24 protein-coding genes are annotated in these 22,500 nt (G+C 71.3%); 15 read left to right on the top strand and 9 right to left on the bottom strand.

The window, feature by feature from the left end:
- The first annotated feature begins 179 nt into the window (after positions 1 to 179).
- The 6 genes from J8M50_RS43195 (at position 180) to J8M50_RS43170 (ending at position 5,333) form a co-directional block, all read left to right on the top strand.
- Positions 180 to 1,502 (top strand): ABC transporter substrate-binding protein, encoded by a 1,323-nt coding sequence (locus J8M50_RS43195; protein ID WP_010352853.1) that lies wholly within the window; start codon positions 180 to 182, stop codon positions 1,500 to 1,502.
- A complete protein-coding gene (locus J8M50_RS43190; protein WP_010352854.1) occupies positions 1,499 to 2,425 on the top strand; it encodes a carbohydrate ABC transporter permease in 927 nt (308 codons plus the stop codon). The genes J8M50_RS43195 and J8M50_RS43190 overlap by 4 nt, the downstream gene beginning before the upstream one ends.
- The gene (locus J8M50_RS43185; protein ID WP_010352855.1) at positions 2,422 to 3,327 is read left to right on the top strand and encodes a carbohydrate ABC transporter permease; all 906 of its coding nucleotides are present in this window, start codon (positions 2,422 to 2,424) and stop codon (positions 3,325 to 3,327) included. The genes J8M50_RS43190 and J8M50_RS43185 overlap by 4 nt, the downstream gene beginning before the upstream one ends.
- Positions 3,324 to 4,355 (top strand): LacI family DNA-binding transcriptional regulator, encoded by a 1,032-nt coding sequence (locus J8M50_RS43180; protein ID WP_010352856.1) that lies wholly within the window; start codon positions 3,324 to 3,326, stop codon positions 4,353 to 4,355. Before J8M50_RS43185 ends, J8M50_RS43180 begins: the two co-directional genes overlap by 4 nt.
- Positions 4,356 to 4,524: 169 nt before the next feature.
- Positions 4,525 to 4,875 (top strand): VOC family protein, encoded by a 351-nt coding sequence (locus J8M50_RS43175; protein WP_010352857.1) that lies wholly within the window; start codon positions 4,525 to 4,527, stop codon positions 4,873 to 4,875.
- A 65-nt stretch (positions 4,876 to 4,940) separates the two neighbouring features.
- Positions 4,941 to 5,333: a MarR family winged helix-turn-helix transcriptional regulator gene (locus J8M50_RS43170; protein ID WP_010352858.1), complete on the top strand. Its 393-nt coding sequence runs from the start codon at positions 4,941 to 4,943 to the stop codon at positions 5,331 to 5,333.
- Between the two features lie 33 nt (positions 5,334 to 5,366).
- Here the strand turns inward: J8M50_RS43170 and J8M50_RS43165 are convergent, their stop codons facing one another.
- The gene (locus J8M50_RS43165; protein ID WP_029183730.1) at positions 5,367 to 6,215 is read right to left on the bottom strand and encodes a LysR family transcriptional regulator; all 849 of its coding nucleotides are present in this window, start codon (positions 6,213 to 6,215) and stop codon (positions 5,367 to 5,369) included.
- Positions 6,216 to 6,518: 303 nt separating this feature from the next.
- Here J8M50_RS43165 and J8M50_RS43160 point away from each other — a divergent pair, with 303 nt between their 5' ends.
- Genes J8M50_RS43160 through J8M50_RS43125 form a run of 8 tightly spaced genes read left to right on the top strand, consistent with a single transcriptional unit; the run spans position 6,519 to position 14,380 of the window.
- Positions 6,519 to 7,217 carry an alpha/beta hydrolase gene (locus J8M50_RS43160; RefSeq protein WP_010352860.1) on the top strand — a complete coding sequence of 233 codons (699 nt, stop codon included), beginning with the start codon at positions 6,519 to 6,521 and terminating at the stop codon, positions 7,215 to 7,217.
- On the top strand, positions 7,214 to 8,080 hold the full coding sequence (locus tag J8M50_RS43155; RefSeq protein ID WP_010352861.1) for an ABC transporter permease: 867 nt from the start codon (positions 7,214 to 7,216) through the stop codon (positions 8,078 to 8,080). Before J8M50_RS43160 ends, J8M50_RS43155 begins: the two co-directional genes overlap by 4 nt.
- Before the next feature lie 2 nt (positions 8,081 to 8,082).
- Complete coding sequence (locus tag J8M50_RS43150) at positions 8,083 to 8,799, top strand: ABC transporter ATP-binding protein (RefSeq protein ID WP_010352862.1); 717 nt, start codon at positions 8,083 to 8,085, stop codon at positions 8,797 to 8,799.
- Positions 8,796 to 9,761 carry an ABC transporter substrate-binding protein gene (locus J8M50_RS43145; protein WP_010352863.1) on the top strand — a complete coding sequence of 322 codons (966 nt, stop codon included), beginning with the start codon at positions 8,796 to 8,798 and terminating at the stop codon, positions 9,759 to 9,761. The genes J8M50_RS43150 and J8M50_RS43145 overlap by 4 nt, the downstream gene beginning before the upstream one ends.
- A 27-nt stretch (positions 9,762 to 9,788) precedes the next feature.
- Positions 9,789 to 10,889 carry an LLM class flavin-dependent oxidoreductase gene (locus J8M50_RS43140; protein WP_010352864.1) on the top strand — a complete coding sequence of 367 codons (1,101 nt, stop codon included), beginning with the start codon at positions 9,789 to 9,791 and terminating at the stop codon, positions 10,887 to 10,889.
- 16 nt (positions 10,890 to 10,905) lie between these two features.
- A complete protein-coding gene (locus J8M50_RS43135; RefSeq protein ID WP_029183731.1) occupies positions 10,906 to 11,898 on the top strand; it encodes an ABC transporter substrate-binding protein in 993 nt (330 codons plus the stop codon).
- Positions 11,895 to 13,001, top strand: a complete 1,107-nt coding sequence (locus J8M50_RS43130; protein WP_010352866.1) for an acyl-CoA dehydrogenase family protein — start codon at positions 11,895 to 11,897, stop codon at positions 12,999 to 13,001. The genes J8M50_RS43135 and J8M50_RS43130 overlap by 4 nt, the downstream gene beginning before the upstream one ends.
- On the top strand, positions 12,998 to 14,380 hold the full coding sequence (locus tag J8M50_RS43125; RefSeq protein ID WP_010352867.1) for an FAD-binding oxidoreductase: 1,383 nt from the start codon (positions 12,998 to 13,000) through the stop codon (positions 14,378 to 14,380). Before J8M50_RS43130 ends, J8M50_RS43125 begins: the two co-directional genes overlap by 4 nt.
- A gap of 72 nt (positions 14,381 to 14,452) precedes the next feature.
- Here the strand turns inward: J8M50_RS43125 and J8M50_RS43120 are convergent, their stop codons facing one another.
- Both J8M50_RS43120 and J8M50_RS43115 read right to left on the bottom strand, forming a co-directional pair.
- Positions 14,453 to 15,004 carry a cysteine hydrolase family protein gene (locus J8M50_RS43120; RefSeq protein ID WP_010352868.1) on the bottom strand — a complete coding sequence of 184 codons (552 nt, stop codon included), beginning with the start codon at positions 15,002 to 15,004 and terminating at the stop codon, positions 14,453 to 14,455.
- 150 nt (positions 15,005 to 15,154) lie between these two features.
- Positions 15,155 to 15,943 carry an IclR family transcriptional regulator gene (locus J8M50_RS43115; RefSeq protein ID WP_010352869.1) on the bottom strand — a complete coding sequence of 263 codons (789 nt, stop codon included), beginning with the start codon at positions 15,941 to 15,943 and terminating at the stop codon, positions 15,155 to 15,157.
- 170 nt (positions 15,944 to 16,113) lie between these two features.
- Here J8M50_RS43115 and J8M50_RS43110 point away from each other — a divergent pair, with 170 nt between their 5' ends.
- The gene (locus J8M50_RS43110) at positions 16,114 to 17,007 is read left to right on the top strand and encodes a helix-turn-helix transcriptional regulator (protein WP_010352870.1); all 894 of its coding nucleotides are present in this window, start codon (positions 16,114 to 16,116) and stop codon (positions 17,005 to 17,007) included.
- 259 nt (positions 17,008 to 17,266) lie between these two features.
- On the opposite strand, the gene J8M50_RS43105 is transcribed toward J8M50_RS43110, so the two are convergent.
- Genes J8M50_RS43105 through J8M50_RS43080 form a run of 6 tightly spaced genes read right to left on the bottom strand, consistent with a single transcriptional unit; the run spans position 17,267 to position 22,492 of the window.
- Positions 17,267 to 18,211 (bottom strand): dTDP-glucose 4,6-dehydratase, encoded by a 945-nt coding sequence (locus J8M50_RS43105; RefSeq protein ID WP_010352871.1) that lies wholly within the window; start codon positions 18,209 to 18,211, stop codon positions 17,267 to 17,269.
- Entirely contained in the window at positions 18,208 to 19,482 is a 1,275-nt protein-coding gene (locus J8M50_RS43100) for a nucleotide disphospho-sugar-binding domain-containing protein (protein ID WP_010352872.1), read from the bottom strand. The genes J8M50_RS43105 and J8M50_RS43100 overlap by 4 nt, the downstream gene beginning before the upstream one ends.
- Before the next feature lie 41 nt (positions 19,483 to 19,523).
- The gene (locus tag J8M50_RS43095) at positions 19,524 to 20,612 is read right to left on the bottom strand and encodes an NADH:flavin oxidoreductase (protein ID WP_010352873.1); all 1,089 of its coding nucleotides are present in this window, start codon (positions 20,610 to 20,612) and stop codon (positions 19,524 to 19,526) included.
- Between the two features lie 37 nt (positions 20,613 to 20,649).
- Positions 20,650 to 21,333 carry an AAA family ATPase gene (locus J8M50_RS43090; RefSeq protein WP_010352874.1) on the bottom strand — a complete coding sequence of 228 codons (684 nt, stop codon included), beginning with the start codon at positions 21,331 to 21,333 and terminating at the stop codon, positions 20,650 to 20,652.
- On the bottom strand, positions 21,330 to 22,343 hold the full coding sequence (locus J8M50_RS43085; protein ID WP_010352875.1) for an AvrD family protein: 1,014 nt from the start codon (positions 22,341 to 22,343) through the stop codon (positions 21,330 to 21,332). The genes J8M50_RS43090 and J8M50_RS43085 overlap by 4 nt, the downstream gene beginning before the upstream one ends.
- Positions 22,340 to 22,492 carry a hypothetical protein gene (locus J8M50_RS43080; protein ID WP_159060509.1) on the bottom strand — a complete coding sequence of 51 codons (153 nt, stop codon included), beginning with the start codon at positions 22,490 to 22,492 and terminating at the stop codon, positions 22,340 to 22,342. The genes J8M50_RS43085 and J8M50_RS43080 overlap by 4 nt, the downstream gene beginning before the upstream one ends.
- Positions 22,493 to 22,500: the final 8 nt, after the last annotated feature.

The following is a 22,500-nucleotide window of genomic DNA, read 5'->3' as shown; positions in this document are numbered from 1 at the left end:
GGCGTTCGAAGCCCAACATAACCGCACAGCAACAACCATTGACAAGTGTCCGGGATGTTTCTCTACTGTGAACGCTCACAGAAGCATGACGGGGCACTGCGACGGGCAGTGTCCGAGGTCGTGCCATCGCATGGCAGGCCCCCGCGTGAGGCGTGGGGCCCAGGTCAGGGGAGAGTTCCATGCCGAACACGAAGCGCCGTCGCCTCGTGGCAACCGCCATCGCCGTCACGCTCGGCGCCACCGCGCTCGCCGCGTGCGGATCGTCCGACGACGACGGTGGATCCGAGTCCTCCGGTCCGGTCTCGCTGACGTACTGGACCTGGACGCCCGGCATGGACAAGGTCGTCAAACTCTGGAACGACGGTCCCGGCAAGGCCGACCAGATCAAGGTCACCGTCCAGAAGCAGGCGTCCGGCGACGACCTGGTCGCCAAGATCCTCACCGCGCACAAGGCGGGCAACGGCCCCGACCTGGTGCAGGCCGAGTACCAGGCGCTGCCGACGCTGGTCTCCAACGACGCGCTCGCGGACATCGGGAAGAACGTCGGCGACGCGAAGTCCAAGTTCGCCGAGGGCGTCTGGCAGCAGACGACGCTGGGCACGGACGCGGTCTACGCGATCCCGCAGGACATCGGCCCGATGATGTTCTACTACCGCCAGGACCTCTTCAAGCAGTACGGCCTGACGGTCCCCACCACCTGGGAGCAGTTCGCCGAGACGGCCCGCGCGCTGAAGAAGAAGTCCCCGGACACCGACCTGACGACGTTCTCCGCGAACGACTCGGGCCTCTTCGCGGGCCTCGCCCAGCAGGCCGGCGCCAAGTGGTGGACGACCTCCGGGAACAAGTGGAAGGTCGGCATCGACGACGCGGCGACGAAGAAGGTCGCCGACTTCTGGGGCGGCCTCGTCAAGGAGGGCGCCGTCGACAACCAGCCGATGTACACCCCGGCCTGGAACAAGGCGCTCGACACCGGCAAGCAGATCGCCTGGGTCTCCGCCGTGTGGGCGCCCGGCACGCTCTCCTCCGCCGCGCCCTCCACGAAGGGCAAGTGGGCCGTGGCCCCGCTCCCCCAGTGGTCGGCGAGCGACAACACCACCGGCAGCTGGGGCGGTTCCTCGACCGGCGTGACGACCGACTCGAAGCACAAGTCGGCCGCCGCGAAGTTCGCGGCCTGGCTGAACACGGACGGCGACGCCCTCAACGCGCTCGCCAAGGAGGGCGGGATCTACCCGGCGTCCACCTCCGCGCAGCTGTCCGGCGCGTTCACCACCCCGCCGGAGTACTTCGCGAACCAGCCCGACTTCTACAAGGTCGCGGCGAGCGTCGCCAAGACCACGGCGCCCTCCGCGTGGGGTCCGAACGTCAACGTCGCGTACACCACGTTCAAGGACGCGTTCGGCGCCGCCGCGAAGAACAAGTCGGACTTCTCCGCCGCGCTGGCGAAGATGCAGTCCGACACCGTCGCCGACATGAAGAAGCAGGGCTTCGAGGTCTCCGAGTGAAAACCGCACGCCGGCAGTCGTACGGGGTCAAGTCGGCCCCGTACGCCTTCCTCTTTCCTGGAATCGTCCTGTTCGCCCTGTTCTTCGCGCTGCCGATCGGGTACGCGGTCTACCTCAGCTTCCGCAAGGTGCACGTCTCGGGCCTCGGCCTCGGGTCGGGAGCCCGGAAAGAGGTCTGGGCGGGGCTGGAGAACTACACCGACGCGCTCTCCGACAGCGAGTTGCTGCACGGCGCGCTGCGCGTCGTCGGGTACGGCATGATCGTCGTCCCCGTGATGCTGGGCCTCGCGCTGCTGTTCGCGCTGATGCTGGACGCGGACAAGGTGCGGTTCACGCCGTTCACGCGGCTCGCGATCTTCCTGCCGTACGCCATTCCCGGTGTGGTCGCCGCCCTGCTGTGGGGCTTCCTGTACCTGCCGGACGTCAGCCCGTTCTACTGGATCCTCGACCGGCTCGGGATGCCGCAGCCGGATCTGCTGGACGGCGGGCCGCTGTACCTGGCGCTGTCGAACATCGCGGTGTGGGGCGGCACCGGCTTCAACATGATCGTCATCTATACGGCGCTCCAGGCGATCCCGGTCGAGGTGTACGAGGCCGCGAAGCTCGACGGGGCGACGCCGCTCCAGATCGCGCTGAGGATCAAGATCCCGATGGTGGCGCCGTCGCTGGTGCTGACGTTCTTCTTCTCGATCATCGCCACGCTCCAGGTGTTCAACGAGCCGACGACCCTGAAACCGCTCACCAACTCCGTGTCCACGACGTGGAGTCCGCTGATGAAGGTCTACCAGGACGCCTTCGGCAACGGTGACATCTACCAGGCAGCCGCCCAGGCCGTGATCATCGCCTTCGCCACGCTGGTGCTCTCCTTCGGCTTCCTGCGCGCCGCGAACCGCCGCTCCAAGCAGGAGGAGGGAGCCCGATGAGTTCTCTTGCCGTCCAGAAGGTCCCCTCGGCCGCCGACACGACGGGCACGGCGCAGAAGAAGCCGCCGCTGCGCAGCCGTATCGCGCTGGTCCCGACGGTCGCTCTGCTGATCGGGGCGGTCTACTGTCTGCTGCCCGTCGCCTGGGTGGTCATCGCGTCCACCAAGTCCGGTAGCGAACTCTTCTCCACGTTCACGTTCTGGCCGGGTTCGGGCTTCGTCGACAACGTCAAGCAGCTCAACGCCTACCGGGACGGCGTCTACTGGCAGTGGATGGGCAACTCCGCCCTCTACGCCGGGGTCGGCGCGCTGCTGTCGACGGCCGTGTCCGCGTTCAGCGGGTACGCGCTCGCGGTCTACCGGTTCCGGGGCCGCGAGTCCATGTTCAGCATCCTGCTCGCGGGCGTGCTGATGCCGCCGATCATCCTCGCCATCCCGCAGTACCTGCTGATGGCGAAGGCCGGTGTCACCGACTCGTACATCTCGGTGATGCTGCCGCAGATCCTCTCCCCCTACGGCGTCTACCTGGCGCGCATCTACGCGAGCGCGGCCGTTCCGGCGGACGTCGTCGAGGCCGGGCGGATGGACGGCGCGAGCGAGTGGCGGATCTTCACGCGGATCGCGCTGCCGATGATGATCCCCGGTCTGGTGACGGTGTTCCTGTTCCAGTTCGTCGCGATCTGGAACAACTTCCTGCTGCCGTACATCATGCTCAGCGACGACACCAAGTTCCCCATCACCCTTGGGTTGTTCACGCTCCTGAAGCAGGGCGCGGCGGCTCCCGCGCTGTACACGCTGGTGATCACCGGCGCGTTCCTCGCGGTGATCCCGCTGGTGGCGCTGTTCCTGGTCATTCAGCGGTTCTGGAGCCTGGATCTGCTGTCCGGGGCCGTAAAGTCATGACCATGAGCACTCCGGGGGGCAGGCGCAAGCCGCCGACCATCCACGACGTGGCACGCGAGGCGGGAGTCTCCCGGGGCACCGTCTCGCGGGTCCTCAACGGCGGCCACTACGTGAGCCCTTCGGCACAGGAGGCGGTCAACGCCGCGATCCGCAGGACCGGTTACGTCGTCAACCGGCACGCGCGCTCGCTGATCACCGGCCGCTCCGACTCCGTCGGCTTCCTGCTGACGGAGCCTCAGGAGCGGTTCTTCGAGGACCCCAACTTCAATGTCCTGCTGCGGGGTTGCACCCAGGCGCTGGCCACGCACGACGTGCCGCTGCTGCTGATGCTGGCGGCGACCGAGGACGAGCGGCGGCGCATAACGCGGTACATCACCGCCGGGCACGTCGACGGGGTGCTCCTCGTCTCCAGCCACTCCGGCGATCCGATCGCGCAGGAGCTGCGGGAGGCCGGCGTACCCCTCGTCGCCTGCGGCAAACCGATCGGGATCGGCTCGAAGGTCTCGTACGTCGCCGCCGACGACCGTGACGGCGCCCGCGACATGGTCCGCCATCTCCTGTCCCTCGGCCGCCGGCGCGTCGGCGTCGTCACCGGGCCGCTGGACACGCCGGGCGGTGTGGAGCGGCTCGCCGGGTACCGGGAGGTGCTCGCGCAGGCGGACATCGCGTACGACGAGCGGCTCGTCGCGTCCGGGGACTACAGCCGCACCAGCGGGGAGGCGGGGGCGCGGGCGCTCCTTGAGCGGGCGCCCGACCTCGACGCCGTGTTCGTCGCGTCCGACCTCATGGCGCAGGGCGTGCTGTCCGTGCTGCGGGACGCGGGGCGGCGGGTGCCGGAGGACGTCGCGGTCGGCGGGTTCGACGACTCGCCCGCCGCGGTCGCGTCCAGCCCGGCGCTGACGACGATCCGCCAGCCGTGGGACCGAATCAGCGGCGAGATGGTGCGGGTGCTGCTCGCGCAGATCGGCGGGGAGGACCCGGCGGCGGTGATCCTGCCGACGGAGCTGGTGAAGCGGGACTCGACGTGAGGTGAGGTGCAGAGGAGGGGGTGCGAGCCGCGGGGGAGCTCGCACCCCCTCTTCTTTGCGCGTCGCCGAGGAGGCTCCGTACGACCGGTCAGGATCGGAGAAGCGGATCTCCGGCGCCCGGCCTAGCGTGGTGGGCACAGCACGAGCCCAGACCCACGAGGAGCACCCCATGTCCGCCGGACTCCAGACGATCATCTACCCCGTCAAGGACCTGACCAGCGCGAAGGCCGTGTTCGGCGCGCTGCTCGGCGTCGAGCCGTACGCGGACACGCCGTACTACGTCGGTTACAAGGCCGCCGGCCAGGACATCGGCCTCGACCCCAATGGCCACGGCAAGGGCATGACCGGGCCGGTCCCCTACTGGCACGTCACCGACCTGCGCGAGCGCCTCGCCGCCCTCCTGGACACGGGCGCCGAACTCCTCCAGGACGCGCAGGACGTCGGCAACGGGCGGATCGTCGCGTCGGTGAAGGACGCGGACGGAAACCTCGTCGGACTTCTCCAGGACCCGGTTGCCTGACCACTACATGCATCCGCACAAGTTGCACGATCATTGACCGTTCATTTCGGTGTTACGGTCGGTTCATGGCAGCGAACGCGACCGCGGCGGACCTTGAGGACCGGTGGCGGGACATCCTGACGGTGCATGCCCGCACGCTCTGCGAGATCGACCGCGCCCTGCACCCCCACGGCCTCGGTGCCAGCGACTTCGAGGTCCTCGACCTCCTCGCCGCCGAGGCGCCGCGCCACGGCGACCAGTGCCGCGTACAGAACCTCGTCGGCCGCGTCCATCTCAGCCAGAGCGCGCTGTCGCGGCTCATCGGGCGGCTGGAGAAGGACGGGCTGGTCGAGCGGTCGGTGTGTGCCGAGGACCGGCGGGGGGTGTATGTGTCGCTGACGGCGAAGGGGCGGGGCGTGCATGCGGAGGTGCTGCCGTTGCAGCGGGCGGCGTTGGAGCGGGGGTTGGGGCAGGGGTGAGGTTTTCCGCAGGGACAGGAGACGTGGGCCGGTTCACGTGAGCAGCCCCCGTACCGCCTCGAACGCCGCCTGTGCCGTCGCCGGGTCCGTGCCGGGGCCCGCCAGGGCGCTCATCGGGATCGGGGGGACCGGGGGGAGGCCGGGGCAGGGGGTGAGGCCGTCCGGGGGCTGGCCCACTGCCGCGAGGAGGGCCACGCCCTGGCCGGTGCGGGCGATGTCCAGGACGCCCGCCAGGTAGCCGGCGTCGCCGACCACCGTCGACGGGACGCCGTGGGCCGCCAGGGTCGCGATCGCCCGGCGGCGGATCGCGCAGGGGTCCTCGATGGCGACCAGGGGGACCGGGGCGGGGGCCGGGGGGCGTTGCCAGCCGGGGCGGGCGTACCAGGTCAGGGGGAGGCCGCCGACCGGGGTGCCCTCGGTCGCCGCCGCCTCCGTGACGTACACCGCGACGTCGACCGTCCCCCGCTCCACCGCCTCCACGAGGCGGGCCGAGCGGTCGATGCGGTAGCGGACGCGGCAGCCGGGGCGGATCGCCTGGACGGCGGCGGTGAGGCGGGGCAGGAACTGGTCGGCGGCGTGTTCGGTGGAGCCGATGGTGACGGTGTCGCTCTCGACGTCGAGGAGCGCGCGGACGGCTTCGTCGTGGACGGCGAGGATCCGCCGGGCCTGTTCGACGAGGCCGCGCCCGGCCGGGGTGAACCGCGTGCCCCGGCCCGCGCGTTCGACGACCGGCCGGCCGAGGGTCTTCTCCAGTTTCCGGACGTGCTGGCTGACGGCGGACTGGCTCAGCGCGAGCGCCTCGGCGGCGCGGTGGAAGCCGCCGTGGTCGGCGATCGCGGTGAGGCTGCGCAGGGCCACGATGTCGAGCACGGGTCGGGACATGCCGCGACCGTAGCCGCTCGGCGTGATCGATCGCGATGGCTGATCGGTTTCGATACCGAATCGTCGTTGGACGCATCCGGCCACGTCCGGCCATCATGGGCGCATGCTGTTCACGGCCCCTTCCGCTGCCCTTCTGACGCAGCGCCGAGTCATCGACTTCGGCGTCGCGTGCAGCGCGCGCTGTCGCTGAACTCCCTCTCCCCCGCGGCTGATCCGTACGCGCCGACCGGCGTGTGACGGCCGCTCTCCCCTGCCTTCTTCCTTCTTTCTTCCTTCTTTCACTTTCACGGAAGTGGTCCACCCATGCCCTCTGCTACCCCTTTCTCCTGGGACGAGCCCGAAGGTCTCGCGGCGCGCGGCACGCTGATCCTGCTGGCGGGCCGTGGTGAACACGGCGGTGTGTACGAGCGGTTCGGCCGCCGCCTGGCCTTCGACGCGTACCGGGTACGCGCCCTCGGCGACGCCTCCACCGACCCGGCGGTCCTCGACGAGGCGGCGAAGCTGCTCGCGGACGAGTCGCTGCCGGGCCCGAAGGTCCTGGTCGGCTCGGACACCGGCGCTTCGTACGCCGCACAGCTCGCCGCCGAACACCCGGGCGTGGCCGCGCTGATCCTCGCGGGTCTGCCCACCCGCCCCTGGAGCGCGGGGAGTTGGGAGGAGGAGGCCGAGGCGCGCACGGCCTGCCCGACGCACCGGGGCCGCCTCACGAACGACCCGGACTTCCGCCGGGGCGCTCTCGCCGAGGCCCCGGACACCCCGCGCCTCGACCTGGTGCGCGTCCCGGTGCTGGCGCTGCACGGCGCGGACGACACGGTGAGCCCGCTGGAGTCGGCGCGCGCGGTGTACGCCGACCACGCCGTGCGGTTGGTGACCTTCCGGGGCGGGCGGCACGACGTCCTGAACGACGCGCTGCACCGCACGGCCGCCGCGACGGTCGTCCTCTTCCTGGAACGCCTGCGCCTCTCCCCCGAACTCGCCCCGATCGCCGAGGGGTTGGCATGAGTGCGACGGCCACGGCCGGGTCGGAGGTGGCGGCCGGGGCGATCTCGGACGCGTCCCGCGTGACGCTGCGCGGGTCGGCGAAGTCTGCCCGGCGGTTCAATGTGCCGCGTTCCGTGCGGCGTTCGGCGGGGCCGGTCGGACTCGTGCTGCTGTGGTTCCTCACGTCGGCGACGGGGCTGCTGCCGGAGTCGGTGCTGGCGTCGCCGGTCGATGTCCTCAAGCAGGCCGTCGAGTTGACGAAATCCGGTGAACTCCCCAGCGCCGTCGCGGCGTCGGGGCGGCGCGCGGCGACCGGGTTCGTGATCGGCGCCGTGGTCGCGCTGACGCTGGCGCTGCTGGCGGGGCTGTTCCGGCTCGGGGAGGACGTCATCGACTCCTCGATGGGGATGTTCCGGGCGATCCCGTGGGTGGGCCTGATCCCGCTGTTCATCGTGTGGTTCGGCATCGAGGAGACCCCGAAGATCGCGCTGGTCGCGCTCGGTGTGACGTACCCGCTGTACTTCAACATCTACGGCGGCATCCGCTCGACGGACGCGGGGCTCGTGGAGGCCGCGCGGATGATGGGGCTCGGGCGGCTGGGGCTGATCCGGTACGTGATCCTGCCGAGCGCGCTGCCCGGTGCCCTCGTGGGGCTCCGGTACGCCCTGTCGACGGCGTGGCTGGCGCTGGTCTTCGCCGAGCAGGTGAACGCGGACGCGGGACTCGGCTACCTGATGAGCAACGCCCAGCAGTACTTCCGTACGGACGTGATCGTGCTGTGCCTCGCCGTGTACGCGCTGCTGGGGCTCGCCTGCGACTTCGCGGTGCGGGTGCTGTCGAGGCGGCTGCTGCGGTGGCGGGCCAACTTCGAGGGGGAGGCGTAGAGATGGGCAACAGTGTTGAGATCAGGGGGCTTTCGAAGGCGTTCGACGGCAACACGGTCCTGCACGACCTGCGACTCGACGTCCGGGACGGCGAGTTCGTGGCGCTGCTCGGGCACAGCGGGTGCGGGAAGTCGACGTTGCTGCGGATCCTCGCCGGGCTCGACGAGGAGATCGACGGCGAGGTGACGGTCCCGCTGAAACGCAGTGCGGCTTTTCAATCGCCGCGCCTGCTCCCGTGGTTGAAGGTGTGGCGCAACGTCGTCCTCGGCCTGCCGGGAAAGGCGGACCGCGAGCTGGCGCTCCGGGCGCTGGGCGAGGTCGGGATCGCGGAGCGGGCGGACGTCTGGCCGAAGACCCTCTCCGGCGGCCAGGCCCAACGGGTGTCGCTGGCAAGGGCGTTGGTGCGCGAACCCGAACTCCTGCTGCTGGACGAGCCGTTCGGGGCGCTGGACGCGCTGACGCGCGGCAAGGTGCAGCACCTGGTCGCGGAGCTCTGGCGCTCCCACGGCTGCGCGATCCTCCTGGTCACGCACGACGTGGAGGAGGCACTGCTCCTGGCGGACCGCATCCTCGTGATGGACGAGGGCCGTATAGCGCACGAGGTGACGGTGGACCTCCCCCGCCCGCGCGACCTCATGGCCCCCGGCTTCGTATCACTGCGCGCCCGCCTCCTGGGCTGGCTCGGCGTCACCCGCACTCTGGAAGGAACCCCCTCGTGATCCGCCGACTCGCAGCCGCCGCGCTGACGTTGACCGCCCTGCTGTCCCTGACCGCGTGCGGCGGGGACGCGGACGCGTCCTCGTCGAAGGGCCAGGTCACCCTGACGATCGGGGACCAGGCGAAGACGCTCCAGACGATCGCCGCCGCGTCCGGCGCGCTCAAGGGCGCGGACTACAAGGTGAAGTGGGCGGAGTTCGAGGGCGCGGCCCCGCTCTTCCAGGCGGTTCAGGCGGGCGCGGCCGACACGACGTACGCGGCGGACCTGCCGACGCTCCAAGCGCTCAGCGGGGGCGTGAAGTTCAAGAACGTCGCCGCGCTGAAGAACGACGGCCGGCACGTGGGGATCGTCGTACGCAAGGACTCCGGGATCACCCGCGTCGCGGACCTGAAGGGACAGAAGGTCGTCGTCTCCTCGGCGAAGGGCAGCATCGCGGAGTACCTCCTCGCGAACGCGCTCCAGCAGGCGGGGCTCACGTACTCGGACGTCCAGGTCCAGTACCTCCTGCCGACCGACGCACAGGCGGCGTTCGCCTCCGGGAAGATCAAGGCGTGGGCGATCTTCGGCGTCTACCAGGCCGTGGCACTCGACCAGGGCGGCAAGCTGATCGTCGACGGCGCGGACGGCAGGGTCAGCGGCTACGGCTTCATCGGAGCGGCGGAGAAAACGCTGGCGGACCCGGCGAAGAAGGCGGCGCTGGGCGACTTCCTCAAGCGGCTCGGTACGGCGCTGACGTGGACGAGCACGCACCAGGACGCGTACGCGCGGGCGATCCAGGACCGCAACGGCGCGGACGCGGCGGTCGCGAGGACGCTCGCGTCGGCGGCGTACAGCCAAGTCCTGCCGGTGACACCGGAGATCGACAGGACCGTACAGGGCGTCGCCGACCTCATGAACGGGATCGGGGTGCTGAAGCCCAACGTCGAGGTGGCCTCGGCAGCCGATACGTCCGTACTCAAGTGACCTTCTCGTTCAAGGGAGTTGACCATCATGCCTGTCGAGTTCATCAGCGCGGTCCACACCGACGCGGGGGCCTCAGGACCGGCCGCCGCGAGCCGGACCGGCCTCGACGTCGACCATCTCCGCAAGTACGCGCGGGCGTTGGACGACGGAGGGTTCGACCACACGCTCGTCGCGTACCACTCGGCGTCGCCGGACGCGTTCCAGATCGCGCAGTTCGTCGCGACGCACACGGAGCGGGTGCGGCCCATTCTGGCCCACCGGCCCGGGGTGATCTTCCCGACCCACGCGTCCCGGGCTCTCGCCACGCTGGACCGGATCAGCCGGGGGCGGTTGACCGTGCACATCATTTCCGGGGGGAGTGACGAGGAGCAGCGGCGGGAGGGGGATTATCTCGACAAGGCCGAGCGGTACGAGCGGTCGGACGAGTACATCCAGATCCTGCGGAAGGTGTGGGAGGCCGAGGGGCCTGTCTCCCACGAGGGGAAGTACTTCCGGTTCGAGGGGTATCACTCCGACGTCAAGCCGGTGAACGGGCTCATTCCGATTTCTGTCGGGGGGTCTTCGCAGGACGCGTATCGGGTCGGTGGACAGCAGGGGGACATCTTCGGTTTGTGGGGTGAGCCGCTGAAGGAAACGGCTGAGCAGATCGCCTCCGTGAATGCCGTTGCCGATGCGGCGGGGCGGACTCGGCCCCGCATCTGGGTGTCGTTCCGGCCGATCATCGCGGCTACCGATGAACTCGCCTGGGAGAAGGCTTATCGGACACTCGGGGTGCTGAAGGACCAGGCCAGGAACACGGAGTTGCTGCGGCATTACAAGACTGCGGGGCGGCCTGCGAATGTGGGGTCGCAGCGGCTTCTTGATATCGCCGGCCGGGGGGAGGTTCATGACCGGTGCTTGTGGACCGCACCGGCGGTGGCGACGAATGCGGCTGGGGCATCTACGGCACTGGTGGGATCGCCGGAGACTGTTGCGAAGGCGCTGCTGGACTACGTGGACATCGGGTGTGACCTGCTGTCCATCAGGGGGTACGACCCGCTGAACGACGCGATCGACTATGCGCGGTTCGTATTGCCGTTGGTCCGGCAGGAGTTGGCTCATCGAGCCGGCGTTTCAAAGGTTGCCTGAAGAACTGGAGAACCCCGTGTTGTTTCGTCCCGGCCGTCGCGCCTCCCTTCTCCTCGCCGTTCTCCTTCTGCCGGTTGCCACCGCCTGCGGCGGTAACGCTCAAGCAGATTCCGACGTAACCCTCCGAGTGGGCGCCACAGGATGGAAAGTCGAGGAAGCGGCACTGAAGTTCGCGAACCTCGACAACACCCCCTACCACATCAAGTGGAGCACCTTCCAAGGCGGCGACAAACAACTCGAAGCCGTTCGAGCCGGTGCACTCGACCTCGCCTCCTCCAGCGAGATCCCACCCGTCTTCGCCGCGGCCGACGGCAAACCCAACTTCAAAGTCGTAGCAGTCCAGTCGGGATCCACCCTCAACCAGGAAGTCGTCGTCCCCAAGGGGTCGAAGGTCACCGACATCGGTGGGCTCAAGGGAAAAACCGTCGGCTACGTCAAGAACACCACCGCCCACTACTTCCTGTACGAACTCCTGAAGCAAGCCGGCCTCAAGTGGTCCGACATCGACGCCAAACCCCTCCTCCCCAACGACGGCCTGGCCGCACTGAACGGCGGTTCCATCGACGCGTTCGCCTCGTACGGCACGTCGATCATCACCGCGCACCAGCAGGGCGCGACGACGATCGGCTCCGGCGCGGACATCCTCTCGGGCAACTTCCTGTGGTCGGCGAGGGACAGCGTGCTGAAGAGCGCGGCCCAGAAGGAGGCCGCAGCCGATCTGATCGCGAGGATCTCGAAGGCGTACGCGTACGTACGGGACGGCCACGAGGCGGAGTTCGCGAAGGTGATCGCGCGGAACACGCACCAGCCTGTCGCACAGGCCGAGACCGACCTCGTGGCCCAGCAGAAGCAACGCCCCACGGCGGCAAGGCCGGTGGACGCGGCGGCGACCGCGTCGGAGCAGAAGGTCGCGGACGTGTTCACGGAACTCGGCGCGCTCGGCTCCCGCCTGGACGTCGCCTCGTTCTGGACGACGGACCTCGACGCCGAACTGGAGAAGTCCCTGTGACCGAGCGCATCGCGGAACTCGCCGCCGAGTACGACCGTTCCGGCGCTTTTCCCGCCGAGTCGCTGGCGATGGCGCACGCGGAGGGACTGCTGACGGCGACCGTCGGAGAGCGGTACGGAGGCTGGGGTGCCGGCGTCGAGGAGTCGGCCCGAATCCTGCACAGACTGGGCCGCCTGGACCCGTCGGTGGCACTGATCACGGCGATGACCCTGGCCACGCACGCGCGCCAGGCGACGCACCCGCACTGGCCGCAGGAGCTGTACGCGCGCGTGGTGAAGGAGTCGTTCGCGAGGCCGGTGCACATCAACCGCGCGCGCGTGGAACCCGACTTGGGCTCCCCGGCGAGAGGCGGACTCCCCTCGACGAGGGCCCGGCGAACGGCGGACGGCTGGTCGATCGAGGGAACGAAGCGTTTCGTGACGGGCGCGGAGGGCCTGGACTGGTTCCTGGTGTGGGCGACGACGGACGAGGACGAGCCGCGCGTGGGCACGTTCCTGGTACCGGGCGGCTCACCGGGGATCGAGATCACCGGTCGCTGGGACCAGTTGGGCCTGCGGGCGAGCGGCAGCCACGACGTGACGTTCCGGGGCGTGGAGGTGCCGTACGAGCAGGTGACCGGACTGGGCCCGTACGGTCCAGCCGCCGAGCAGGACAACCGCGCGGGTGCGGCGCTGCACCTGCCGCTGGCGGCGCTGTACCTGGGCGTGGCGAGGGCGGCGCAGGACTTCTTCCGGACGTTCGCGCACGCACGCGTGCCGGCGAACCTGGGGCACGCGGTGGCGCGTACGGAGCGGTTCAGGCGGACGGCCGGGGAGATCGAGGTGCTGCTCGCGGGCGCGGAGGACCTGGTGTTCGGCGGGGCGGCGCGGCTGGACGCGGGAGACGCGTCGTACACGCCGGAACAGGCGCTGGGCGCGCGGGTGCTGGCGGACCGGCACGGGGTGCGGGCCGTGGAGCTGGCAGTGCGGCTGCTGGGGAATCCGGGGTTGGCGCGCGGGAATCCGCTGGAGCGGCACTTCCGGGACGTCCAGTGCGCGCCGGTGCACGCGCCGCAGGAGGACGTGTCGCTGCTGGCGATCGGCGGGAAGGCGCTGGGGTTGTGAGCGCGTCCGTGGGTACGTCGGCGGTCGCGCCCGCGCGCGTGCTGGGTCTGCTCGCGCGGGACCTGCCGCCGGACCGGCTGAGTACGGACCCGCGCACGCTGGCCGCGCACTGCACGGACCGGTCGGGGACGCGTCCGGACGGGCTGCCGCTGGCGGTGGTGCATGCGCGGCGCGTGCAGGACGTCGGCACGGTGCTGCGGCACGCCCACTCTCTGGGCGTGCCGGTGGTCCCCAGGGGTGCCGGTACGGGGCTCTCCGGAGGTGCGTCGGCCGGTGAGGGCTCCTTGGTGCTCGACCTGTCGGGGATGGACCGCGTCCTCGAACTCGACGCCGAGGACCAACTGGCCGTCGTGGAGGCGGGGGTCGTCACGGCCGACCTGGACCGGGCGGCGGGCGCGCACGGGTTGCGGTACGCGCCGGATCCGGCGAGCGCGGCGTGGTCGACGATCGGCGGGAACATCGCGACCAACGCGGGCGGGCTGAGGTGCGCGAAGTACGGGGTGACCCGGGACAGCGTGCTGGGCCTGGAGGCGGTGCTCGCGGACGGGACGGTCGTACGGACGGGGCGGCGGACCGTGAAGGGGGTCACCGGGTACGACCTGACGGCGCTGCTGACGGGTTCGGAGGGGACGCTCGCGGTGATCACGTCGGCGACGTTGCGGCTGCGGCCGGTGCCGGTCGCGTCGGCGACGCTGGCGGCGTGGTTCGCGTCGTTCGAGGCGGCGGCGCGGGCGTCGTACGCGATCGCCCGCGCGGGCGTGGTGCCGGCGCTGGCGGAGTTGCTGGACGGGCCGGTGCTGGAGGCGGTCGACCCGGCGCTCAGGGCGCGCGGGGAGGCGTTGTTGGTGGTGCAGTGCGACGGGGCCGGTGCGGGGGTGGAGGCGGCGGCGGTCGCCGAGGTGCTGGCGCCGCTCGCGACGGCCGTCGAGCGGACCGAGGACCCGGCGGAGGCGGAGGCGCTGCTCGCGGCGCGCAGGCAGGCGCTGCCCGCGCTGGAGCGGCTGGGGCGGCCGTTGATCGAGGACATCGCCGTACCCCGGTCGCGGCTCGCCGAGGCGGCGCGGGAGATCCGGGCGATCTCGGCGCGGCACGGCGTGCCGGTGTTCACGCTCGCGCACGCCGCCGACGGCAACCTGCACCCGATCGTCGTCGTGGACCCGGCGCTCGACCGGCTCCCGGACGCCGCGTGGGAGGCCGCCGGGGAGATCTTCGCGCTGGCGCTGCGGCTGGGCGGCACGTTGACCGGGGAGCACGGGGTGGGGGTGCTGAAGCGGCAGTGGGTCGCGGAGGAGCTGGGGCCGGCGGCGTACGGGCTCCACCGCCGCGTGAAGGAGGCGCTGGACCCGCTGGGCATCCTGAACCCCGGGAAGGGGTTCTGAGGGGTTCTGAGGGGCTCCGGTGGCCTCCGAGCCCTTTCCGGCGCCCTTTCTGACGCCCTTTCTGACGCTCTTTCAGCGTCCCAGCAGCGCCCTCACCCCCGCCACCGTCGTCACCTTGATCAGCGGCTGGTAGAGGTCCATCACGTCCAGCGCCTTCGCGTGCGCCGTGTCGTTGGCCCCCGCGCACGCGTCCGCCGCGACGAGGACCTCGACGCCCGCGTCGGCCGCGGCGAGGGCCGTGGACAGGACGGAGCGGTCCGTGCTGACGCCCGCGAGGACGAGGCGGCCGTGCGGGGCGACGCGGGCGGCGAGTGCGGGGGTCCACTTGCCGAAGGCGGAGACGTCCAGGACCTGCGGCGCGAAGGCGCAGAAACCATCCGTCAGATGCCATAGGGCGGCATCCGCCGGCTGGAGGGCAAACGGCCACTGCGCGTAGTACGCGCGCCAGGCGCCGGCCGGCTCCTCGGGGGCGACGAAGCGGGTGAACGTGACGTCGTCCCCGTCCTCGAAGGCTGGCAGCAGGCCCCGTACGCCGGTCGCGGCCTCGCGGTAGCGGGGTGCGGCCCAGGGGCTGGTGGGGTCGGCGAAGACGTGCTGCATGTCGATGACGGCGAGATGGGTCATATCGCGTCCTCCCGGGCGCGCACGCGGGCCGAGGTGCTGGAGTCCTGAGGGTCCGTCATCGTCTGCTGTCTGCCTGTCTTCCGGGGCGGGCGCGAGGGGTCGTCCGGATCAGTCCTACCCGGCCGAAGCCCCTCGCGCACCGCGCGGACGTCAGGCTCCCATCTCGGTCCAGGCGAACCCGTCCGCGCGCAGCCCCCGGGCGATCGCGCCCGCCGCCGCGTGCAGATGGGGTGCGGTGCGCACGGGCTGGACGACCTCGGGCGGCCCTATCACTCCGAGGGCCGCGACGACGGTCCCGCGCGCGTCGCGCACGGGTACGGCGTGGCTGCTGCGGCCCGGCGCGTACGCGCCGTGGAGGAACGCGTGCCCCTCCCTGCGCACGCGGACCAGACCGCGGCGCACTTCGGTGACGTCGGTGACGGTGGTCTGTGTGTACGCGCGCAGGGGCGGCGCCAGGGCCTCCTGCTGGGCGGTCTCGTCGGCGTGGGCGAGCAGGACCAGGCCGACGGCGGTGGCGTGCAGGGGGACGCGGCGGCGCTCCAGGTTGCCGCCGGCGGCGGGGTGGGGGTCGTCGGAGACGAAGGCGAGGCAGAGGCTCTCGCTGCCGTCGCGGATGGCGATGGTCGCGGCGGCCGAGGTCTGCTGGGCCAGGGCGACGAGATGGGGGTGGGCGGCCTCGACGAAGTGGGAGACGCGCGGGGCGAGGCAGGCGGTCTCCCACAGGCGCAGGCCGATGCTGTAGCCGCCGTCGGCGGAGCGTTCGAGGGCGCCCCAGCCGTGGAGTTTGTTCACGATGCGGTAGACCGTGGCGACGGGCAGGCCGCAGCGCCGGCTGATGTCGCTGAGGGACAGGGTCCTGCTGTCCGCGTCGAAGGCGGCAAGGATGCTCAGCGTCCGGTCGACGACCGAACGCTCCGGGGAGGAGTGGGGAGTGGTCATCCCGTTCAGGTTCCTTTCACCTTCATGACAAGGGTGCTTACGGGGATGCGTGTTGACACGTGCGGGCACCTGACAGCACGTGTGGGGAACCAGAAGTGATCCGGCATCGGGCGACCACGTCTATGATTGAACCCTCAAGAGCAGCGAGAAAGGTCGATTCCGGAACGCCCATGGTCGATTTCGCATCGTTAGCGATCCCCGTCGTCCCCTTCTCACCCGTCTGCCGCCCCGGACTCGGTCTCGCGGTCACCTCGCTGGGCACGCTGCGCACCTTCGCGGACATGGAGTTCTACGCCAGTCCGCACCGCCTGGACTTCCATCAGGTCATGCTCGTGACGGAAGGCGGAGGAAACTATTCCATCGACTCCGACCGGTTCGCGATCCGCCCGGGAACGCTGTTGTGGACGCGCCCCAATCAGGTCGTGCAGTTCACCGCGGACCCGGCCCTGGATGCGGACATCATCATGTTCACGGAGGCGTTCCCGCTGCGCATGAGTGCGCACATGGGGATGCTCGACGACGTCCTGCGGCCCTCGCACTGGCGCCTGCGGGAGGGTGAACTGGCCGCGTTCCGGCGGGTCCTCGACCTGCTGGGAGAGGAGTACACGCGGCCCGACCAGGGGCTCGGCGAGGAGTTGCTGAAGCATCTGATGGCCGTCGCCCTGCTGCACATCGACCAGATGTGCAGGCTGCGGCACAGGGAGAAGACGTCCGCGTTCAGCGGCGAGCACGGCGAGTTGTTCCTGCGTTTCCGCCGCGAGCTGGACCGTTCGTTCGCGACGACCCGGCTGGTCGAGGAGTACGCGGCGGCGCTGCGCTGCTCCACGCGCGCGCTGTCGCGGGCCTGCCGGGCGGTCGCGGGGACGTCGACGAAGGACGTGATCGACGCGCGGGTGGCGCTGGAGGCGCGCCGGCTGCTGGTCCACACGGACCTGCCGATCAACGCGATCGCGCGTCAGCTCGGATTCTCCGAGGTGACCAACTTCGGCAAGTTCTTCGTGCGCCGCGTGAATATGACACCGGGTGCGTTCCGGCGTGAGTCAAAAGGGGGGCACCAGGCGTGATTCGGGCACCTCGGACTCGCTTAGTCGTTCAGTCGCTCTATTAAGGGCGGAGATCTACGCCCGTAAACCTGGATTTCTTTCCACTGTTCGGAAGAACGGTTGTTCCTGATTACCGGAAGTGGCAAGACTGTGCCCTGCGTGCTTCGGGCGACCTTCCGTTGCACGGGAACAAGGTCCGTGTCATTAGTCCGAACCTTCGGCAATGGCGCGGTGCAATGCGCGCGTGGCCGAGGGGTCCCCATGCCCTCGGCCTCGCGTGTCAGGCGGCTGCCGTCGTCGTCTCGCGCGCGCGGCGCGCGGCGGTCCACCAGCCGGGGTGGTCGCGGTACCAGTCGACCGTGTCCGCGAGCCCCTGCTCGAAGGGGACGGCGGGCGCCCACCCGAGTTCGTCGCGGATACGGCTGTCGTCGAGCGCCGTGCGCGCGGGTACGGCGCTGTCGTGCGCCACCGCGCGCGTGCCGGTGAGGGTGTGCAGTTGTTCGGCGAGGGCGGCGGGGGCGACCGCCTCGCCTCCGACGTGGTAGGTCTCGCCCGCGCGGCCCCGGTTGAGGACCAGGTGGACGGCGCGGCAGTGGTCGTCGACGTGCAGCCATTCGGTGACGGCCGGCGCGTCGTCGTACGGGCGTGGGCGGGTGCCTTCCAGGAGGGCCGTGAGGCGGCGCGGGAGCGGGCGGTCCGGCTGCTGGCGGGGGCCGTAGCAGGCGGCGGAGCGGGTGACGGACAGGTCGACGCCGTGGGTGTGCCAGGCGGACCGGGCGACGAGGTCGGCGGCGGCCCGGGAGGTCGCGTACGGCGTGACGGGGCGCACGGGGTGTTCCTCGGTCCACGGGGCGCCGTCGCCCGCGGGAGGGCCGTACACGTCGGCGCTGGAGACGACCACCGTGCGTTCCACGCCGCTGCCCCGGACGGCGTCGAGGAGGGTGTGGGTGCCCAGGACGTTGGTGCGGACGAGTTCCCCGGTGTCCGCGCGCGTGGCGTCCGCGAAGTGGACGACGGCGTCGTGGCCGGGGAGCAGGTCGCGCAGCAGGAACGGGTCGCCGACGTCGCCGCGGACGGCCTCCACGCGCGCGTGGCGCTCGGGCACGGACCGTTTGTCGAGGGCGGTGACCCGGGCCCCCTCCCAGCCGCGGTAGGCGCCGGCCAGGAGGGAGCGGACGAAGTGGGAGCCGGCGAACCCGGCGGCTCCGGTGACGAGGATCCTCACGCGCGGGCCTCCTCCCGGTGCCGGGCGACGAGCTGCTCCAGGACGGGCACGACGTCGGCGGGGACCGGTGCGGCGAGCGTCTGCTCGTACAGGCGGCGCGCGCCCTCCTTGAACGACGGCTCTTCGAGGAGGCGGGCGACCTGCTTGCTCAGGGTGTCGGGGTCGAGGGCGTCGACGTCGGCGACGAGGCCCGCGCCGGTCTTCTCGACGTGCCGCGCGTTCTGCGGCTCGTCCCAGGCGACGACCGGGACGACGAGCTGGGGCACCTGGTGGGCGACGGCGGCGGTGAACGTCCCGGTGCCGCCCTGGTGGACGATCACGGACGTGGTCGGCAGGACCTGGTTGAGGGGGATGTACTCGACCGTGCGGACGTTGGCGGGGAGCGTCACGTCGGGGGCGATCTGGCCCCTGCCGAGGGTCGCGACGACCTCCACGTCGAGTTCGGCGACGCGCTCCAGGAACTCCGGCGCGGGGAAGACGGTGCCGCCGCCGATCATCCGGCGGCTGACGCCGAGGGTGAGCACCACGCGCGGGCGCTCGGGTGCGCCGTACAGCCAGTCGGGGAGTTCGGAGGAGCCGTTGAAGGGCAGGCGGCGCACGGGGATCGCGGGGAGCTTCAGCGGGGGCCGCATGGCGGGCGGGACGAGGTCGAGGCTCCACTGGCCGAGGAGGGTGTCGTCACTGAAGGCGAGGCCGTGCCGGGAGAGCAGCGGGTCGAGCCACTTCAGCCAGTCGTGGCGGCCGGGGGTCTCGGCCTCGGTGAGTTCGTGCAGGGCGGCGATGCTGTCGAGGCCCCAGACGATGCGGGCGTGCGGGGTGCCCGTCACGCGCGCGGCGATCGCCGCCGGGATCATCAGCTTGTCCCACAGGATCAGGTCGGGCTTCCAGGAGCGGGTGAAGGCGATCAGCTCGTCCAGGAACGAGCCGTCCTCGCCGGGCTCCGGGTAGGCGAACGAGAACATCCCGCCGAGCAGGGCGCGCGCGGCGTGCCAGTCGGCCGTCTCGCCGGGGTGGGACGGGTCGAAGCGCCAGGCGTCGGCGAAGGCCATCAGGCCCTGCTGCATGGCCTCCGGGGGCGGCCCGGCGATGCCGGCGCCGAGCGGTACGGCGGTGAGGCCCGCCGCGGTGATGTTGCTGGTGATCTCCGGGTCGAGGGCGCCTGCCTCGCAGGCGACGACGACCTCGTGGCCGGCGCTGTGCAGCGCCCAGGCGAGGGGGACCATCGTGTGCAGGTGGGCGGTCGCGGGGAACAGCGTGAACATGACGCGCATGACAAGGTCTCCGGTCGGGTGAGGGGGTGTCGGTCGAGGCTTCAGTCGAGGCTGAGGAGGCTCTCGGCGGTGAACGGGCGCAGTTCGTCGTGCCGGCCGCCCTGGATCTTGTTCGGCCAGCCGGGGTCGGACAGGAGCAGCCGGCCGAGGGCGACGAGGTCGAACTCGTCGCGTTCCAGGCGCTCCAGGAGGCCGCCGAGGGAGGCGTTGTCGGCGCCCTTGCCCTCGATGAGGGTGGTGAGGAACTCGCTGCCGGTCAGGCCCACCGAGCCGACGGCGATCGTGGGCAGGCCGGTGAGTTTGCGGACCCAGCCGGCGAGGCTCAGTTCGGAGCCGGTGGCGGGGAAGCCGGGCAGCCAGTAGCGGCGGGCCGAGCAGTCGAGGACGTCCACCCCGGCGCGTACCAGCGGGTCGAGCAGTTCCGCCAACTCCTCGGGTCCTGAGGCGAGTTGGGCGTCGAAGTCGCTGACTGTCCAGTGCGAGACGCGCAGGATGACGGGGAAGTCGGGGCCGACGGCGGCGCGGCAGGCGGCGACGACCTCGGCGGCGAAGCGGGTGCGGCGCTTCAGGTCGCCGCCGTACGCGTCGGTGCGGTGGTTGGTCCCGGGGCGCAGGAACTGGTCGATCAGGTAGCCGTGGCCGCCGTGCAGGGCGACGCCGTCGAAGCCGAGGCGGCGGGCGTCGGCGGCGGCCCGGCCGAAGGCGGCGACGATCCCGGCGATCTCCGGCTCGGTGAGCGTGTCCGGGCCGACGGCGGGGACGTGCGGGTCGGGGACGCCGTCGCCCTTGCGTTCCAGGCCCGCGTGCCACAGCTGGGGGACGATCCGGCCGCCCGCCGCGTGGACCTCCTCGACGACCCGCGCCCAGCCCGCAAGGGCGTCCTCGCCGTGGAAGCGGGGCACGGTCGGGGTCGGCGCGGACGCCGGGTGGCCGACGACCGTGCCCTCGGTGACGATCAGGCCGACCCCGCCCTGGGCGCGGCGCGCGTAGTAGGCGGCGACGTCCGGGCCGGGCACGCCGCCGGGCGAGAAGTCGCGGGTCATCGGCGACATCACGATCCGGTTCGGCAGATTCAGGGAGCCGATGGAGAAAGGCCGGAACAACGCGGAGGTGTCAGTCGTTTCGGGCATAAGGGTGCTCCTGGGGAGGGCGGTGCGGCGGGTGGTGTCAGGCGAGAGCGGCGGTGCGAGCGGTCTCCGCACAGGCGAGGTCGACGGCGTGCGTGAGACCCATGCGGGTCGGCAGGCCGAAGATGTCGACGATGGTCGCGAGGCGCTCCTCGATCGGCCCGCCGACGACGTGGTAGGGGATCGCGAGGTCGTCCAGGGTCGTGCGCAGCAGCTCGTCGGACATCCGGCGGAACCGCTCCGAGACGGGCCGGTGGCCGTCCTCGACGAGGTCGAACTCGACGGGCAGGTGCACGAAGACGTCGTACGCGGTGCGCGCGTGCCGCCGGAACACGGCGCCCAGGGAGTCGACGACCTCCTCGTAGAAGTCGGGCGGCGTGTCGCTCGCGTCGTAGCCGTCGGTGGGGTGGATGCCGGCGCGGACGCGCACCTTGCCGTAGACCCACTCGTGCAGCGAGGAGCCGTCGGAGAGGAAGCCGCCGGTGAGGCGGGACTCCTGGACGGCGCGTTCGGTGTAGCGCTGGATGCCGAGCTGGATCAGCTCCGGCGCCGTGCACTCCTCGAGGCGCCTGCCGGGCAGGGCGTCGGCGAGGATCTCGCGCATCGTGCGCGCGTGCGTGCGGGGTACGCCGGTGAGGTGGGCCAGGGCGATCGTGGTGGTGGTCTTGCCGGTGCAGTAGGTGCCGGAGACGGCGATCCTGCGCGGCCGTGCGGGAGGAGTCATCGCGTTCCTCGGTCGGGAAGTCGGTGGGTCACCGAGAAGGTGCCGGTGATGCCGTGGAAGCCGTAGGACAGGTCGCAGACCCGCCACCGGCGGTCGTCGATGTCGACGAGCCGGGAGTCGGCGACCCGCGCGTGCACGGGGAAGGCGCGGTCCACGGCGCGCAGCGGCAGGTCGGTGGCGAGTTCCGCGCGGCGCAGCCACAGCGTGTCGCTGCCCCCGCGGGTGAGGCCGTCGAGTTCGTACATCAGGATCTGGGCGAGCTGGCCCATGACGGCGATCGCGTCGACCATCGAGGCGCTCGGCGCGTACGCGGCCTCAAGGCCGGTGCCGGCGCTCTCGCCGGGCGCGGGCGTGAGGGTGACCTCGGCGTCCGCGCGTCCCGCCGGGGCGTCGACGGCGAGGTGGGTGACGCGCTGTCCGCGCCACCGGAACAGCTCGGCGTAGTACTGGCCGTCCGGCGCGCCCAGCGCCGTGTCGGCGTCCTCGTACAGCGCGCCCGGCGAGGGGCGGTAGCCGCCCTGGTCCTCGTGCTGGACCTCGCAGCGCACGTCCATCGAGCCGATGGTGACGCCCACGACGGAGGTGCGCAGGCCGTCGGCGACGGCGACCGACTCGGCGGGGCGGACCGTGCCGTGCACGGGGAGCCGGGCGAGGTCCTCCTGCGGGCGGTCGCCGGCCCGGATCACGACCCGGCGCAGCCACATCCGGGAGCGGGCGCCCGCGTCGAGGCCGTAGGCGTGGGTGAGGAGGAGTTCGGCGGTGCGGGCGGCCAGGACCAGGGCGTCGATGGTGCTGAGGTGCGGGACGAGCCCGCCGGTGCCCTTCGCGGACCAGTCGCCCGGGTAGCCGACCGACGCGGTCGCGGTCGCCCGCGTGGACTCCGGGCCGCCGGTCAGGGCGATGGCGGTCAGCCGCTGGCGCACGCGCCGGAAGCCACTGCCGAAGTAGCGGCCCTCGGCGGGGCCCAGGTAGTCCTCGACGTCCCCGGCGGTCAGCCTGCCGACGGTCACCGTCGTCTCCCGGAGGTGGGGGCGGGGCGGTGGAGGTACGGCGCGGCCATCACCGCCAGGAACATCTCGTGCGCGGGGCGGAGTTCGGGATTCGGGGGCGGCGGGGCGGGGAGGAGCGGTGGTACCTCGACTGCGGGTGAGGTGGGCATGACGGGCT

The organism is Streptomyces acidiscabies (assembly GCF_020010905.1).
In the GTDB taxonomy this organism is placed as follows: domain Bacteria; phylum Actinomycetota; class Actinomycetes; order Streptomycetales; family Streptomycetaceae; genus Streptomyces; species Streptomyces acidiscabies.
The sequence above is the reverse complement of the archived record's forward strand: the minus strand, read 5'-3'. Positions and strand labels throughout refer to the sequence as shown.

Bases quoted from the DNA above. Each gene is read 5' to 3' on its own strand.
- J8M50_RS43195 (WP_010352853.1), top strand. From the start codon at position 180: ATGCCGAACACGAAGCGCCGTCGCCTCGTGGCAACCGCCATCGCCGTC.
- J8M50_RS43185 (WP_010352855.1), top strand. From the start codon at position 2,422: ATGAGTTCTCTTGCCGTCCAGAAGGTCCCCTCGGCCGCCGACACGACG.
- J8M50_RS43180 (WP_010352856.1), top strand. From the start codon at position 3,324: ATGACCATGAGCACTCCGGGGGGCAGGCGCAAGCCGCCGACCATCCAC.
- J8M50_RS43175 (WP_010352857.1), top strand. From the start codon at position 4,525: ATGTCCGCCGGACTCCAGACGATCATCTACCCCGTCAAGGACCTGACC.
- J8M50_RS43170 (WP_010352858.1), top strand. From the start codon at position 4,941: ATGGCAGCGAACGCGACCGCGGCGGACCTTGAGGACCGGTGGCGGGAC.
- J8M50_RS43165 (WP_029183730.1), bottom strand. From the start codon at position 6,215: ATGTCCCGACCCGTGCTCGACATCGTGGCCCTGCGCAGCCTCACCGCG.
- J8M50_RS43160 (WP_010352860.1), top strand. From the start codon at position 6,519: ATGCCCTCTGCTACCCCTTTCTCCTGGGACGAGCCCGAAGGTCTCGCG.
- J8M50_RS43155 (WP_010352861.1), top strand. From the start codon at position 7,214: ATGAGTGCGACGGCCACGGCCGGGTCGGAGGTGGCGGCCGGGGCGATC.
- J8M50_RS43150 (WP_010352862.1), top strand. From the start codon at position 8,083: ATGGGCAACAGTGTTGAGATCAGGGGGCTTTCGAAGGCGTTCGACGGC.
- J8M50_RS43140 (WP_010352864.1), top strand. From the start codon at position 9,789: ATGCCTGTCGAGTTCATCAGCGCGGTCCACACCGACGCGGGGGCCTCA.
- J8M50_RS43120 (WP_010352868.1), bottom strand. From the start codon at position 15,004: ATGACCCATCTCGCCGTCATCGACATGCAGCACGTCTTCGCCGACCCC.
- J8M50_RS43115 (WP_010352869.1), bottom strand. From the start codon at position 15,943: ATGACCACTCCCCACTCCTCCCCGGAGCGTTCGGTCGTCGACCGGACG.
- J8M50_RS43110 (WP_010352870.1), top strand. From the start codon at position 16,114: ATGGTCGATTTCGCATCGTTAGCGATCCCCGTCGTCCCCTTCTCACCC.
- J8M50_RS43100 (WP_010352872.1), bottom strand. From the start codon at position 19,482: ATGCGCGTCATGTTCACGCTGTTCCCCGCGACCGCCCACCTGCACACG.
- J8M50_RS43095 (WP_010352873.1), bottom strand. From the start codon at position 20,612: ATGCCCGAAACGACTGACACCTCCGCGTTGTTCCGGCCTTTCTCCATC.
- J8M50_RS43090 (WP_010352874.1), bottom strand. From the start codon at position 21,333: ATGACTCCTCCCGCACGGCCGCGCAGGATCGCCGTCTCCGGCACCTAC.
- J8M50_RS43080 (WP_159060509.1), bottom strand. From the start codon at position 22,492: ATGCCCACCTCACCCGCAGTCGAGGTACCACCGCTCCTCCCCGCCCCG.